11 protein-coding genes are annotated in these 14,483 nt (G+C 62.1%); 6 read left to right on the top strand and 5 right to left on the bottom strand.

Annotation, left to right across the window (positions count from 1 at the left end):
* The first annotated feature begins 54 nt into the window (after positions 1-54).
* The gene (locus P775_RS19975; RefSeq protein WP_099912646.1) at positions 55-2,484 is read left to right on the top strand and encodes an ATP-dependent helicase; all 2,430 of its coding nucleotides are present in this window, start codon (positions 55-57) and stop codon (positions 2,482-2,484) included.
* Positions 2,485-2,611: 127 nt separating this feature from the next.
* On the opposite strand, the gene P775_RS19970 is transcribed toward P775_RS19975, so the two are convergent.
* The gene (locus tag P775_RS19970; protein WP_099912645.1) at positions 2,612-3,274 is read right to left on the bottom strand and encodes a glutathione S-transferase N-terminal domain-containing protein; all 663 of its coding nucleotides are present in this window, start codon (positions 3,272-3,274) and stop codon (positions 2,612-2,614) included.
* Positions 3,275-3,309: 35 nt separating this feature from the next.
* Positions 3,310-3,714 (bottom strand): hypothetical protein, encoded by a 405-nt coding sequence (locus P775_RS19965; RefSeq protein ID WP_099912644.1) that lies wholly within the window; start codon positions 3,712-3,714, stop codon positions 3,310-3,312.
* A gap of 282 nt (positions 3,715-3,996) precedes the next feature.
* On the opposite strand from P775_RS19965, the gene metZ reads away from it, so the two are divergent.
* The 3 genes from metZ to P775_RS19950 all read left to right on the top strand — a co-directional run bounded on the left by metZ (position 3,997) and on the right by P775_RS19950 (position 8,140).
* Complete coding sequence (gene metZ, locus P775_RS19960) at positions 3,997-5,166, top strand: O-succinylhomoserine sulfhydrylase (protein ID WP_099912643.1); 1,170 nt, start codon at positions 3,997-3,999, stop codon at positions 5,164-5,166.
* A 236-nt stretch (positions 5,167-5,402) separates the two neighbouring features.
* Complete coding sequence (gene folE2, locus P775_RS19955) at positions 5,403-6,503, top strand: GTP cyclohydrolase FolE2 (protein ID WP_099912642.1); 1,101 nt, start codon at positions 5,403-5,405, stop codon at positions 6,501-6,503.
* Positions 6,504-6,691: 188 nt separating this feature from the next.
* The gene (locus P775_RS19950) at positions 6,692-8,140 is read left to right on the top strand and encodes a TrkH family potassium uptake protein (protein ID WP_099912641.1); all 1,449 of its coding nucleotides are present in this window, start codon (positions 6,692-6,694) and stop codon (positions 8,138-8,140) included.
* 207 nt (positions 8,141-8,347) lie between these two features.
* On the opposite strand, the gene P775_RS19945 is transcribed toward P775_RS19950, so the two are convergent.
* The gene (locus tag P775_RS19945; RefSeq protein WP_099912640.1) at positions 8,348-11,440 is read right to left on the bottom strand and encodes a valine--tRNA ligase; all 3,093 of its coding nucleotides are present in this window, start codon (positions 11,438-11,440) and stop codon (positions 8,348-8,350) included.
* 362 nt (positions 11,441-11,802) lie between these two features.
* On the opposite strand from P775_RS19945, the gene P775_RS19935 reads away from it, so the two are divergent.
* The gene (locus tag P775_RS19935) at positions 11,803-12,033 is read left to right on the top strand and encodes a hypothetical protein (RefSeq protein WP_099912638.1); all 231 of its coding nucleotides are present in this window, start codon (positions 11,803-11,805) and stop codon (positions 12,031-12,033) included.
* A 324-nt stretch (positions 12,034-12,357) separates the two neighbouring features.
* Here P775_RS19935 and P775_RS19930 read toward each other — a convergent pair whose 3' ends face one another.
* Positions 12,358-12,576 (bottom strand): DUF1127 domain-containing protein, encoded by a 219-nt coding sequence (locus P775_RS19930; RefSeq protein ID WP_099912637.1) that lies wholly within the window; start codon positions 12,574-12,576, stop codon positions 12,358-12,360.
* Between the two features lie 255 nt (positions 12,577-12,831).
* On the opposite strand from P775_RS19930, the gene P775_RS19925 reads away from it, so the two are divergent.
* Positions 12,832-13,896, top strand: a complete 1,065-nt coding sequence (locus tag P775_RS19925) for an Mrp/NBP35 family ATP-binding protein (RefSeq protein ID WP_099912663.1) — start codon at positions 12,832-12,834, stop codon at positions 13,894-13,896.
* A gap of 13 nt (positions 13,897-13,909) precedes the next feature.
* Here the strand turns inward: P775_RS19925 and P775_RS19920 are convergent.
* Positions 13,910-14,483: ABC transporter ATP-binding protein (locus P775_RS19920; protein WP_099912636.1), on the bottom strand; the 574-nt coding region annotated here is incomplete at its 5' end.

Raw genomic sequence — 14,483 nt, 5'->3', positions numbered from 1 at the left:
ACAATTCCTGAACATGGCTTTATCTCGGGGCGCGGGGGCGCTATCTTGTCGGGTATGAGCAGTTTCGATGAAATGGACGCCTTTGAAGGCGCTTCGCTGTCCGCGCGTGCCATGGCCGCCCGGCCCGCGCCCTATCTGAATGAGCTGAACCCCGAGCAGCGGCTCGCGGTCGAGACGATGGATGGCCCTGTGCTGATGCTGGCGGGCGCCGGCACGGGCAAGACCAAGGCGCTGACCGCGCGGATTGCGCATCTGCTGCACACGCGGCGCGCGCGCCAGGACGAGATTCTGGCGGTGACCTTTACCAACAAGGCCGCGCGCGAGATGAAGGAACGTGTGGGCCGTCTGCTGGGCGGGACGGCGGATGGGGTGCGCTGGCTGGGCACCTTCCATTCGATCTGCGTCAAGCTGCTGCGCCGTCATGCCGAGCTGGTGGGGCTGAAGTCGACTTTTACGATTCTGGACACTGATGACCAGATCCGCCTGCTGAAACAGCTGATCAGGGCCGAGGGGATCGACGAAAAGCGCTGGCCGCCGCGGTTGCTCGCCAACATCATCGACGGATGGAAGAACCGCGCGCTGACGCCGGACAAGGTGCCTGCGGCGGATGCGGGGGCCTATAACGACAAGGGACCCAAGCTGTATGCCGCCTATCAGTTGCGGCTGCGCGAGCTGAACGCCGTCGATTTCGGCGATCTGCTGCTGCATATGGTGGTGATCTTTCAGACGCATCCCGATGTGCTTGAGCAGTATCAGCGCTGGTTCAAATACATCCTTGTCGACGAATATCAGGATACGAACGTCGCGCAGTATCTGTGGCTGCGGCTGCTGGCGGCGTCACACAAGAACATCTGCTGCGTGGGGGATGACGATCAGTCGATCTATGGCTGGCGCGGCGCCGAGGTGGGCAATATCCTGCGGTTCGAAAAGGATTTTCCCGGCGCGCATGTGGTGCGGCTGGAGCAGAATTATCGCTCGACCCCGCATATCCTTAAGGCGGCGTCGGGGGTGATCAAGGGCAACAGCGGCCGGCTGGGCAAGGAGCTGTGGACCGAGGTGCCGGATGGCGAGAAGGTCCGGCTGATCGGCCATTGGGACGGCGAGGAAGAGGCGCGCTGGATCGGCGAAGAGGTCGAATCGATTCAGTCGGGCACCCGCGGGATGCGGGGCTATTCGCTGGACGAGATGGCGATCCTTGTGCGCGCCTCACATCAGATGCGTGCGTTCGAGGACCGGTTCCTGACCATTGGGCTGCCCTACCGGGTGATCGGCGGGCCGCGATTCTATGAGCGGTTGGAAATCCGCGATGCGATGGCCTATTTCCGGCTGGTGATTTCGCCCGAGGATGATCTGGCGTTTGAGCGGATTGTGAACACGCCCAAGCGGGGTCTTGGCGACAAGGCGCAGCAGACCATTCAGGTGACGGCGCGGGCGGCGGGCGTGTCGCTGGTCGAAGGCGCGCGGCTGGCGGTGGATCAGGGGCTGATCAAGGGCAAGGGCGGGTCCGAGCTGCGCAAGCTGGTCGAGGGGCTGGCGCGCTGGAATGCCAAGCTGCGCGGTCCGGTGCGGCCCGTGGGGCTGGGCGACGAGGATGTGCTGGACGATGGCGCTGAGGGTCCGCAATACGAATACGGCCCCCCCGAGATCAACCATATGGAGCTGGCCGAGATCATTCTGGACGAGAGCGGCTATACCGCCATGTGGCAGAGTGACAAGACGATCGAGGCGCCGGGGCGGCTGGAGAACCTCAAGGAACTGGTCGTGGCGCTAGAAAAGTTCGAGAACCTTCAGGGGTTTCTGGAACACGTCAGCCTGATCATGGACAACAGCACCGAGGATGTCGGCGAAAAGATCTCGATCATGACGCTGCACGCGGCCAAGGGGCTGGAGTTTTCCGCCGTGTTTCTGCCCGGCTGGGAGGAAGGCTTTCTTCCGTCTCAGCGGTCCATGGATGAGAGCGGCGTGAAGGGGTTGGAGGAAGAGCGGCGGCTGGCCTATGTGGGGATCACCCGGGCGGAGGAGCTTTGCACGATCACCTTTGTGGCCAATCGTCTTTATTTTGGACGATGGCAGTCTCAAATGCCGTCGCGGTTTATCGACGAGCTGCCCGAGGAACATGTGGATGTGCTGACCCCGCCCGGCCTTTATGGTGGTGGCTATGGGGCGGCGGGCATGGGGGGCGCGTCCTCGGGGCTTGAGCAGCGGGTGATGGATGCCAATGTCTACAACTCGCCCGGCTGGAAGCGGCTGCAGGAACGGGCGTCGACGCGGCCTGTGGCCCAGCCCAAGGAAAGCCGGAACACGACCATCGATCTGAATGCGCTGTCGTCTTATGTGATGGGCGAGCGGGTGTTTCACCAGAAATTCGGCTATGGCGCGGTGGTCGGCATCGAAGGCGACAAGCTGGAGATCGACTTTGAAAAGTCAGGGCCGAAGAAGGTTGTGGCGCGATTCATCTGTGCGGCCGATGACGTGCCGTTTTAAGAAGGCTTGATCCGGTGGAATGCGCCTGCGGCGCATGCCGGTGCTCTCGTCCGGGGCCTTGCGGCCCCGTCCTCGTTATACACTGCACCGTGACGCTTTTGCGTCTGGCGTGGTGCCTGTTGCCGGGTCAGGCCGGTTTGGCGGTCGGGTCGCGGCGTTTGTCGGCGTGGAGCGCGCGGCCACGCTGTACCGCAGGGCGGCTGCCGACCGTGTCGATCCAGCGGGCAAGGTGAGGTTTGTCATCCAGCGTCTGTTGCTGCCCTTCCCAGAGAGAGGCCCAGCCCCAGATGGACATGTCGGCGATGCTGTAGTCGGGGCCTGCGACATAGGCGGTCTGCGACAGCTGGTGATCAAGGACCGTATAGAGTCGCGCGGTTTCGGCGCGATAGCGGTCCTTGGCGTAGGGAATGTCCTGTTTCGCGAATTTCAGGAAGTGATGCGCCTGTCCCGCCATGGGTCCTAGGCCGCCCATCTGCCACATCAGCCATTGATCGACGGCGATCCGGTCGCGTTCGGTGGCACCGCAGAACAGGCCGGTCTTGCGGGCGAGGTATTGCAGGATCGCGCCGGATTCAAAGATGTGGATCGGCGCGCCATCCGGGCCGTCGGGGTCGGTGATCGCGGGGATCTTGTTGTTGGGCGAGACTTTGAGGAAGGCCGGGGCCATCTGGTCGCCCGCCGAAATGTCGATGAGGTGGGTTGTGTAGGGCAGGCCCATCTCCTCAAGCGCGATGGAGATTTTCCAGCCGTTGGGCGTGGGCCAGTAATAGAGGTCGATGGGGGATGTCATGGGGGTGCTCCGGATCTGGGTGTCCGGATCATGCCCTATTCGTGTTGGGGGGCAAGGGGGCGTTCTTGGCGGCGTTGTCCTACGGTGCCCCGGCTGCAGTGGTTGTACCAGGCCGTTTCGCAATGCGCCACCTCGCCCCGGAAGGCGGCGCAGTAAAGGTCGATCACGGCCACCATACCGCGCCAGATCAGCCGGGATGGCGGAAAGCGCGCCTGTGTCGTGGTCTGATGGCAGCGGGCGGAAAATGTCATGTCATGGGCGCCGCCGGTCAGCCGGTTGAGGCGGATGGAGAGCACGAAAAGCACCGCCTCGGTGAATTCATCCTCAAGCGTGTTGTCGGGCATGGCGCGCATCACAGCCTCTTGCAGGCTGAGACGCAGGCTGTCGAGGCCCATCATGTTGGTGAACAGCCCACGAGAGGTGTTGTCAAAAAAGGACATGGTCGGACCCCGCAAAATCGTGTCGATGAACGATAGCCCATGGCTACGAAGCCCGCGTGAAGCTGCGGTTACAGCAACGTGACGGTCTTGACCCGTTGCGCAACGGCGCATAAGAGGATCGCGTGGCGATTTGTTACCGGATTGCGGGCCACTCGGGGGGCGGACTGACGCTGGTCAGGGCACCCTTGGAAAACACGCTAAAGAGGTCAGACGACGAGGGAGCCCCCTTGCGCTTGGCCGCGACGGGGTTTTTTTGTGGCCGATGGGCCGGGAGACAGCACAATGAAAAAGCGCACGAAACTGGTGCATGGTGGAACGAAGCGCAGCCAGTGGGGCGAGCTGAGCGAGGCGATTTTCCTCACCCAGGGCTTTGTCTATGACAGCGCCGAACAGGCCGAAGGGCGGTTCATCGAATGCGGGCCGGATGAGTATATCTATGCCCGTTACGGCAACCCCACGGTGCGGATGTTCGAAGAGCGGATCGCGATGCTGGAAGGTGCCGAGGCGGGATTTGCCACGGCGTCCGGTATGGCGGCAGTCAACGGTGCGCTGGTGTCGATGCTGAAGGCCGGGGATCATGTGGTGTCGGCCCGCGCGCTGTTCGGGTCCTGTCTGTATATCCTTGAATCCATCCTGCCGCGGTTCGGGGTTGAGGTGACATTTGTGGACGGCGCCGATCTGGAGCAGTGGACGGCGGCGGTGCGGCCCAACACCAAGGCGGTGTTCTTTGAATCCATGTCCAACCCGGCGCTGGAGCTGGTGGACATTGCGGGTGTTGCGGAAATTGCCCATGCGCAGGGGGCGCTGGTGCTGGTGGACAACGTGTTTTCCACGCCGGTCTATTCCGATGCCATCGCGCAGGGGGCGGATGTGGTGATCTATTCCGCGACCAAACATATCGACGGGCAGGGCCGGGTGCTGGGTGGCGTGATCCTGGGCACCGAGGCGTTTATTCGCGGCACGGTCGAGCCTTACATGAAGCACACCGGTGGCTCGATGAGCCCGTTTACGGCCTGGGTGCTGCTTAAGGGCATCGAGACGATCGACCTGCGGGTGCGGGCGCAGACCGAGAATGCAATGCAGGTGGCGCAGGCACTTGAGGGCAAGCCCGGCATCGCGCGGGTGATCTATCCGGGGCTAGAGAGCCATCCGCAACATGCGCTGATGCTGCGCCAGATGGGCAAGGGTGGCACGATGCTGGCCATTGACCTTGAGGGGGGCAAGGCGGCTGCATTCCGGTTCCTGAACGCGCTTGAGGTTATTCTGATCTCGAACAACCTTGGTGATGCGAAATCCATTGCAACCCACCCGGCGACCACGACGCATCAGCGTCTGCCGGCAGAGGTGCGCGCGTCGCTGGGGATCAGCGAAGGTCTGATTCGTCTGTCGGTCGGCATTGAGGATCCCGAGGATCTGGTCGATGACGTGCTGCAGGCGCTGAACGCGGTCTGAGGCTGCGGCCTTTGATCGGGTCAGGTAGAACAACAGGCGTGCCGATCCGGGTTGGCGCGCCTGATAGGACAGAACCTGACGGCGCAAGCCCGGTATGTTGCGGGCGCGAGAAATTTATTCCGATCTGCCCGCGATTGCTCTGTCAAACGTATTCCTTCGTATTACTTTAACGACATGGAATTCTGTCACAGGAAGGCCTAAGTGATTATGGAATGCCGAGGCAAGGGGACCCCCTGATGAATATTCACACGCCAGAGATGGATCGCAAGCCGAGCCGCGAAGAGGCGGAGCAGGCGCTTGCACTTCTGCGGCAATGGGCCGGCAAGGCCCATGATGCCGAGATCGAAGCGCTGGATCCGGTGCTGGCGCGGCTTGTGCCGGATGCGCCGGTGGACAGCTATCCGGTTCTGTCGCGCAGATATCCCGAGGCGTTTGGCGTCACCTCAGCCTACAAGGACACCCTGCCGGATCTGCAAAACGGTCCTTCGGCGCTGATCAAGGGCGCGAACAGGTCGATCCAGCATGTGGGTATTTCGAATTTTCGTCTGCCAATCCAGTATCATACGCGCGACAATGGCGATCTGACGCTGGAGACGAGCGTGACCGGCACCGTCAGCTTGGACGCGGACAAGAAGGGCATCAACATGTCCCGGATCATGCGCTCCTTTTATGTCTATGCGGAAGAGACCTTCAGCTTTGGCGTGATCGAGGCGGCTCTGGAAGATTACAAGACCGATCTGGAAAGCTTTGACGCCCGCATCAACATGCGGATCAAGTTCCCGGTGAAGGTGAGCAGCCTGCGCTCTGGCCTGTCAGGGTATCAGTATTACGACATCGCGCTGGAGCTGGTCGAGAGCAACGGTGTGCGGCGCAAGATCATGCATCTTGACTATGTCTACAGCTCCACCTGCCCCTGTTCGCTGGAGCTGTCGGAACATGCGCGGCGCACCCGCGGTCAGCTGGCGACGCCGCATTCGCAGCGGTCCGTGGCGCGGATCTCGGTGGTGCTGAACGAGGGCGAATGCCTGTGGTTCGAGGATCTGATCGACATGTGCCGCCGCGCCGTGCCGACCGAGACGCAGGTCATGGTCAAGCGCGAAGACGAGCAGGCCTTTGCAGAGCTGAACGCGGCCAATCCGATCTTTGTCGAGGATGCGGCGCGGCTGTTTGCCGAGCAGCTGCAGGGTGATCCGCGGGTGGGTGATTTCCGGGTTCTCGCCTCGCATCAGGAAAGTCTGCACAGCCATGATGCGGTGTCGGTGCTGACCGAAGGCGACACCTTTGCCAACGATTCGCTGGACCCAAAGTTGTTCTCGACGCTGTTCCACGTCGGCTGAGCCCGGTGCATCCCAAGTCCGGGGGCGCTGCCCCCGTCTGCACTGGCCCCTGCGGGACCAGCGCAGCCTCCCCCGGGATATTTGGGGGCAGATGAAGCCGGGCGCGCGCTTTGCCATTTCTGAAGGGTGCCACGATGCTGGGTGCATCGGCTTGACAGCGGAGCGCTGCGCCGCCAACGCTGAGCGTCATGTTTGATCTGCGCCCCGTCTGTTATGTGATCGGCCTTCTTGTGACCATTCTGGGCGCCACGATGCTGTTGCCGATGCTTGTGGATATCGTCGAAGGGCGCGATGAATGGCCGGTTTTCGCGCAAAGCGCCATCGTCACCATGTTCTGCGGCGGGCTGATTGCGCTGGCCTGTGTCAATGCGGTGCCGGACAGGCTGTCGATCCAGCAGACCTTTCTTCTGACCACCGGGGTCTGGGTGTTCCTGCCGATCTTTGGCGCCTTGCCGTTTGTTCTGGGAGCGACGGAGGCGAGGTTTGTCGATGCGTTCTTCGAGGCGATGTCGGGCATGACCACGACCGGCTCGACCGTGTTCACCGGGCTCGAGTCGCTGCCCAAGGGCATCCTGTTGTGGCGCGGGCTGCTGCAGTGGCTGGGGGGCATCGGCATCATCGTGGTGGCCATGGTGTTCCTGCCCGAACTGCGGGTCGGGGGCATGCAGGTTTTCCGGTCCGAAGCCTTTGACACCATGGGAAAGATCTTGCCCCGGGCGACACAGATCGCTTCGAGCATTTCGACCATCTATGTCAGCATCACCCTGAGTTGCGCGCTGGCCTATCTGGTCTGTGGAATGAATGCTTTTGATGCTGTGGTGCATGCGCTGAGCACCGTGTCGACGGGGGGATTTGCCAATTACGATGCGTCCTTTGCGCAGTTTTCGGGACCGGCGGAATATGTCGCCTCGGTGTTCATGGTGCTCGCCGCGCTGCCGTTTGTGCGGTACGTGCAGATGGTGAATGGCAATCAGCGGGCGATCTTTCGCGACAGCCAGATCCGCACCTTTCTGATGATTGTGCTGGTGCTGGTGCTGATCATGGTCTTTGTGCTGCTGCAGATCTTTCCGCATCATCCCGAGCAGGCGTTCCGCGAGGCGCTGTTCAACGTCACCTCGATCATTTCGGGCACCGGTTATGCCTCGGTCGATTACATGACCTGGGGGCCGTTCCTGATTGCGATGTTCTTTTTCATCGGGCTGATCGGCGGCTGCGCCGGGTCGACGACCTGTTCGGTCAAGGTGTTCCGATATCAGCTTTTATTTGCCTCAATCAGGGTACAGCTGCGAAAGATCCGATCGCCCCACGGCATTTTTACCCCGCGTTATGAGGGGCGTGTGGTGGATGAGGAGGTGATGTCCTCGGTCATTTCGTTCTTTGTGTTCTTTGTGGTGACGCTGGGTGTGTTGTCCGTGGCGCTGAGCATGACGGGTCTGGATTTTGTCACCGCGATTTCGGGGGCGGCGACGGCGCTGGGCAATATCGGCCCTGGATTGGGGGACCGGATCGGGCCGGCAGGCAATTTCCAGGGGCTGAACGATACAGCAAAATGGATCCTGATCATTGCCATGTTATTGGGAAGATTGGAACTTTTATCAGTCTATGCGATTCTCACGGTGCGATTCTGGCGCGCGTGATGGTTGCGTAACGGTGCGGCCCGCGGCGTGTGGGTTTGGATTTTTGAAAACATAGCAAAGAGAAAAGCGCCCGCGCCCAGGGGGGAGGAAGAGGGCGGGCGCTTTTCTGACCCGAGGAGGGTCGAACCGTTTCTGGCGGGCAGAGCCGGTTCCTGTCTGCGCAGTGAGAGCTAACAGACAGGCGTTACCGATTGCCTAATGCGGGGATCAGCCCAGTTCGGCGAGGCGGGCGAGGGCGGCTTTCAGTGTCGCTTCTTCTTCTTCGCGCGCATTCAGGTTGTCGCGGGCCTCTTCCACCACCTCATCCGGGGCGCTTTCGGCGAATTTGGGGTTGTTGAGACGCCCCTTGAGACCGCCGATTTCCTTGGCCAGTTTGCCAAGGGTTTTTTCCAGCCGGGCCTTTTCTTCCTCGACATCGATGATGCCGGCAAGGGGCAGGCCAAAGGTGCCGCCCGCGACGGGGACCGTCACGCAACCTTTTGGGAAAGCGTCGGTTTTGTCGAGGGAGTCGATGCGCGCAAGGCGTTTGATCAGCGCCTCGTTGCGGTCCCACGCGGCCTGTCCGGCGACGTCAAGGTCGGTGACCAGCATGGGCACCTTGAGGCCTGCGGGCACGTGCATTTGCGCGCGGGCAGAGCGGACGCCGTCGATCAGGGAGATGACCCAGTTCATTTCGCCGTCTGCCTGCGCATCGACCAGATCTGCGGCGGTGTAGGTCGGCCAGTCGGCGTGGATCAGCATGGTGTCGCGTTTGGCGAGCGTGCCCCAGAGTTCTTCTGTGATGAAGGGCATGATCGGGTGCAGCAGGATCAGACACTGATCAAGGACCCAGGCCATGGTGGCGCGGGTTTCCGCAATGATTTCAGCATCCTGACTGTCGAACAGCGGCTTGGAGAATTCCACGTACCAGTCGCAGACCTTACCCCAGACAAAGGCGTAAAGGGCAGTGGCAGCATCGTTGAAACGGTAGCTTTCGAGCGCCGCATCAACCTCGGCCAGGACCTTGGCGGTTTCGCCGATGATCCATTTATTCGCCGTCTGGGAGGCATGTGGAATCGATATGGACTCCGTATGGGTTCCGTATGGCTGGAACACCTCGTTCATTTCGGCGAAACGGCAGGCGTTCCACAGCTTGGTCGAAAAGTTGCGGTAGCCGGCGATGCGCTGGGTGTCGAGCTTCAGCGCGCCCCCAAGGCTCGCCATGGCCGCATTGGTAAAGCGCAGGGCGTCGGCGCCGAATTCGTCAATGAGGTCGAGCGGATCAACGACGTTGCCGAGGGATTTCGACATCTTCTTGCCCTTGGCGTCGCGCACGAGGCCGTGCAGATAGACGGTTTTGAACGGCACCTGATCGACGACGGTGAGCTGCATCATCATCATGCGCGCCACCCAGAAGAACAGGATGTCGGTGCCGGTGATGAGGTCGCTGGTCGGGAAGTATTTTTTCAGCGCATCGGTCTGGTCGGGCCAGCCGAGGGTGCCGATGGGCCAGAGACCGGAGGAGAACCAGGTGTCGAGCACGTCGGGATCGCGGAAGAATGGGATCGCCTGCGGGCGGCGGCGCTGATCGACGCCTGTGTAATCGGTGCCCTGAGACAGCAGGTCGGCCAGCATATCCTCGGCCGCGTTGGCGTCTTCGACGAGGAGGAATTCAGCCTCCTCACCAAAGAAGTCGTGCATCTGTTTGAGGGCCTCTTGCTCGGTCGCGGCGCAGAAGCTGCGCCATTCACCGCCCGTGCCCGGCGCGTGCCAGACCGGGATCTGATGCCCCCACCAGAGCTGACGCGAAATGCACCAGGGTTCGATGTTTTCGAGCCAGTGGAAATAAACCTTTTTCTCGCGCTCGGGGATGATCTGAGTCGTGCCGTCGCGCACGGCGTCGAGCGCGGGTTCGACGATTTTCGCGGTATCCACGAACCATTGGTCGGTGAGCATGGGTTCGATGACAACCTTTGAGCGGTCGCCAAAGGGCTGCATGATGGTCTTTGCCTCGACGAGGGGAACGAGTTCCTCCTCGCGCGCTTCGCCGCCCTCTTCGGGGGCGACGGGTTTGGCGGCCTTTTTGCCAAGGCGCGGATCGTTCCCCTGGGTCATCACGGCCAGACCTTCGGCGGTGATGTCAGCGACGACCTTGTCCCGCGCGTCAAACCGGTCAAGACCGCGATAGGCCTCTGGCACCAGATTGATGGCATCGACTTCGGCTTCGGTGAACTCGGCCCCGTCGAGGATCTTTTGCGCCTTGGCGGCTTCGTCGGCATAGGGGGCACCGTCGGCGCGCATCTGGGCGCGGGTGTCCATCAGGCGGTAGCAGGGGATATTGCCGCGTTTGGCGACCGCATAGTCGTTGAAATCATGCGCGCCGGTGATCTTGACCGCGCCTGACCCGAACGTGCGGTCGGGGTATTCATCGGTGATGATCGGGATCAGGCGGCGGTGTTCCTTGGGGCCGACGGGGATTTCGCAGAGCTTGCCCATGATCGGCGCATAGCGTTCGTCGAGCGGATGCACGGCAACCGCGCCGTCGCCCAGCATGGTTTCGGGGCGGGTGGTCGCGATCGAGATATAGTCGCGCGTTTCGGTGAAGAGGGTGTTTCCGTCTTCGTCCTTTTCCACGTACTCATAGGTTTCGCCGCCAGCGAGCGGGTATTTGAAATGCCACATATGGCCCGCGACATCGATATTCTCGACCTCAAGGTCGCTGATCGCGGTTTCGAAATGCGGGTCCCAGTTGACGAGGCGTTTGCCGCGATAGATCAGCCCTTTGTTGTACATCTCAACAAAGACCTTGATGACGGCATCGTGGAAATTGCCCTCTTCCCCGGCAGGGGCACCGGGGGCGCCGGACATGGTAAAGGCCTCGCGGCTCCAATCCAGCGACGCGCCAAGGCGTTTGAGCTGACCGATGATGGTGCCGCGCGAATTGATCTTTTGCTGCCAGACACGTTTGAGGAAATCGTCACGGCCCATGTCGCGGCGCGAGGGTTCGCCATTGGCGGCCATGTCGCGTTCGGTCACCATTTGCGTTGCGATCCCGGCGTGATCGGTGCCCGGCTGCCAGAGGGTGTCAAAGCCCTGCATCCGTTTCCAGCGCACGAGGATGTCCTGCAGCGTGTTGTTGAACGCGTGGCCCATGTGCAGAGACCCGGTCACGTTGGGCGGCGGGATCATGACGCTGTATGGTTTTGCGTCGGCATTTTTGGTCGCAGGGCCAGCGCCGGCGGCAAAGGCACCGGAGTCTTCCCAGGCCTTGTAGAGCCGCTGTTCGGCCTCGGCCGCGTCGAATGTCTTTTCCATCGCCATGGGGTTTGGTCCCGTTCTTCATAAATCCGTTGCGCGACATCTATCGAAGCCACTGGCCAAGGGGAAGCGGGCGCCGGGGAAAAACCGGGGTGCGGCGGGATTGTGTTGTGCGCCGGGGAATCGTCAGGGGGATGTGGGAGATAAAAAAACGGCGGTGCGAGGGAAACTTGCACCGCCGTTTGAGTTTACGGCGACCCGGGAGGAGGAGTGGGCCGCCGAACTGTGGTGGGAGTGGGCCCCGAATGGGCCGATCCCGAAACTGAGGTGCGGCGACACCAGGGAGGAGGAGAGGTGCCGCCGCGATTTCGACCGACCCAGGGAGGAGGAGAGGGCCGCCGAACTGTGGTGGGAGTGGGTCCCGAATGGACCGATCCCGAATTAGGTGCGGCGACACCAGGGAGGAGGAGAGGTGCCGCCGCGATTTCGACCGACCCAGGGAGGAGGAGAGGGCCGCCGAACTGTGGTGGGAGTGGGCCCCGAATGGACCGATCCCGAAACTGAGGTGCGGCGACACCAGGGAGGAGGAGAGATGCCGCCGCGATTTCGACCGACCCAGGGAGGAGGAGAGGGCCGCCGAACTGTGGTGGGAATAGGTCCCGGTGGACCGATCCCGAAACTTAGGTGCGGCGACACCAGGGAGGAGGAGAGGTGCCGCCGCGCTATCGAGGACCCAGGGAGGAGGAGAGGGCCCCGAACTGTTGTGGGACTGGGTCCCGCTGGACCGATCCCTAAATTACGAGCGGTGACACCAGGGAGGAGGAGAGGTGTCACCGCGCTATCGAACGACCCAGGGAGGAGGAGAGGGTCGCCGAATTCTGTACTGGAACTTTATGTTCCGAGAGTTTGTTCCAACGCCAGATAAGAAGTCCATCTGCCGTTGCGTCATGCAGGCGGCTTTCTGCCGCGCTGCAAAAATCTTAGGCTTGGTTCGCCGCTTCGTAGGCGATCCGGCGCAGCATCGAGCGGTGCAGGCCAAGGTCGGCCAGTTCACGATCGTTGAGCGACTGAAGTTCGTTCAGAGTGTTCCGATACAGCTTGCGCTTGGCCATGCCAGTGCGCAGAGTGTTCAGAACTGCAGAAAAGCGCGACGCTGCTGCGCCTTGCGATGCTGTATTGATGTTGGTTGCGTAGGCCATATTGCTTCGCCTCGGTTCATGTGTCTCGTTTCGTTGAGCCCAAGATGGGGCAAATGCTGCGGTTGCACAATGACTTTGGTCTCAATGCTGCTATGCAGAAACTGCATAGGGATTATTGACCTATTCCAGTCATTTGCCACTTTATTGGGCGCAAATGGGGGCGCTAACATGGGAAAATGGGACCGCTAACATTGTTCGCGTTAATACAAGATTCAGACACATGAAAGTGAAGGCGGATTCGCCGGGAGAATGGGCATGAGTGACATCGAAACTGCGATTCGGGCGGAGCTGGCGAGGCTTGTTTTGCCGGATGGGGGGGACCTCATTTCACGTGACATGATTCGTGCCCTCCATATTGAACAGGGAAAAGTGCGTTTTGTGATCGAGGCGCCGTCGCCGGAAATCGCCCGTCAGATGGAGCCGCTGCGGCAGGCTGCGGAAAAGATCGTTGCGGGGGTGGCGGGGGTCGAGAGCGTTTCGGTAGCGCTGACGGCGCATGGTCCGGCGGCAAAGGCGCCGTCGCTCAAGATCGGGGGGCATCCGAAACCGCAGGCGGGGCCGATGAAACCCGCCGGGGTGGATCGCATCCTCGCCGTTGGGTCAGGCAAGGGCGGCGTGGGCAAATCCACGGTGTCGTCGAACCTTGCTGTGGCGCTGGCGCGTCAGGGGCGGCGGGTTGGTCTGCTGGACGCTGATATATACGGCCCCAGCCAGCCGCGCATGATGGGGGTCAGCGCGCGCCCCGCGAGCCCGGATGGCAAGACGATCATCCCGCTGGTGGCGCATGGCGTCACGATGATGTCCATCGGGTTGATGCTGCCCGAGGACAAGGCGGTTGTCTGGCGCGGCCCGATGCTGATGGGCGCGCTACAGCAGATGCTGGGGCAGGTCGCCTGGGGAGAGCTGGATGTGCTGATCGTCGATCTGCCGCCGGGGACCGGGGATGTGGCGATGACCCTGTGCCAGAAATCCGATATCACCGGGGCCATTGTTGTCTCTACCCCGCAGGATGTGGCGCTGCTGGATGCGCGCAAGGCGCTGGACATGTTCGCGACACTCAAGACGCCGGTTCTGGGGTTGATCGAGAATATGTCGGTGTTCCATTGCCCCCATTGCGGCGGAGAGAGCCATATCTTTGGCGAGGGCGGTGTGCGCCGTGAGGCCGAGAAGATGGGGCTGCCGCTGCTGGCGTCGCTGCCGATCGATCTGGAAACGCGGCTGGCGGGCGACGGCGGCGTGCCGGTGGCTGCGGGTGAGGGTGTGATGGCCGAGGCCTATGCGCGGCTGGCCGAGGGGTTGATCAAGGGCGGCATGGCCTGAGCGGCCTTCGCGTTCAGCTGAGCACGCCCAGCGCCTGGAACAGCGGGCCGTCTTCGGTCAGGTGGACGCGGGCGCGCAGGTGAAAGACTGTGGCGAGGGTGTCGGGTGTCAAGACCTCGGCCGGGGGGCCGTCGGCATAGAGGTGTCCCCGGTGCAGCACGAGCAGGCGGGTGCAGTAGCGCGCGGCCAAGCTGAGGTCATGCAAAGAGGTGAGCACGGCGCGGCCTTCGCCCGCGAGGTCGGCAAAGACCTGCAGGGTGGAAATCTGCGCGGCGGGGTCGAGGCCCGCAATCGGTTCATCCGCCATCAGCAGGGGCGTGCCTTGGGCGAGCGTGCGGGCGATCAGCACGCGGGCCTGTTCGCCGCCCGAAAGTTCAGTGGCCAGACGGTGACGGAAGGGGATAAGCCCCATGCGATCCAGCGCTGTGTCCACCGCCAGCTGATCTTGCGCGCGCAGGCGTGTCCCGCGCGGCAGATGCGGCAGACGCCCGAGGGCGACGACAGAGTCGACGGTGACGGGCCAGGCGATTTCGCGGGCCTGCGGCAGCCATGCGGCCTGTGCGGCACGGGCGCGCGGCGGCATCCGG

Source organism: Puniceibacterium antarcticum, assembly GCF_002760615.1.
In the GTDB taxonomy this organism is placed as follows: domain Bacteria; phylum Pseudomonadota; class Alphaproteobacteria; order Rhodobacterales; family Rhodobacteraceae; genus Puniceibacterium; species Puniceibacterium antarcticum.
This window is presented reverse-complemented; position numbering and strand designations above follow the sequence as displayed.

Bases quoted from the DNA above. Each gene is read 5' to 3' on its own strand.
- P775_RS19945 (WP_099912640.1), bottom strand. From the start codon at position 11,440: ATGGCGATGGAAAAGACATTCGACGCGGCCGAGGCCGAACAGCGGCTC.
- P775_RS19930 (WP_099912637.1), bottom strand. From the start codon at position 12,576: ATGGCCTACGCAACCAACATCAATACAGCATCGCAAGGCGCAGCAGCG.
- P775_RS19950 (WP_099912641.1), top strand. From the start codon at position 6,692: ATGTTTGATCTGCGCCCCGTCTGTTATGTGATCGGCCTTCTTGTGACC.
- P775_RS19925 (WP_099912663.1), top strand. From the start codon at position 12,832: ATGAGTGACATCGAAACTGCGATTCGGGCGGAGCTGGCGAGGCTTGTT.
- P775_RS19970 (WP_099912645.1), bottom strand. From the start codon at position 3,274: ATGACATCCCCCATCGACCTCTATTACTGGCCCACGCCCAACGGCTGG.
- P775_RS19935 (WP_099912638.1), top strand. From the start codon at position 11,803: ATGGACCGATCCCGAATTAGGTGCGGCGACACCAGGGAGGAGGAGAGG.
- P775_RS19965 (WP_099912644.1), bottom strand. From the start codon at position 3,714: ATGTCCTTTTTTGACAACACCTCTCGTGGGCTGTTCACCAACATGATG.
- metZ (WP_099912643.1), top strand. From the start codon at position 3,997: ATGAAAAAGCGCACGAAACTGGTGCATGGTGGAACGAAGCGCAGCCAG.
- P775_RS19975 (WP_099912646.1), top strand. From the start codon at position 55: ATGAGCAGTTTCGATGAAATGGACGCCTTTGAAGGCGCTTCGCTGTCC.
- folE2 (WP_099912642.1), top strand. From the start codon at position 5,403: ATGAATATTCACACGCCAGAGATGGATCGCAAGCCGAGCCGCGAAGAG.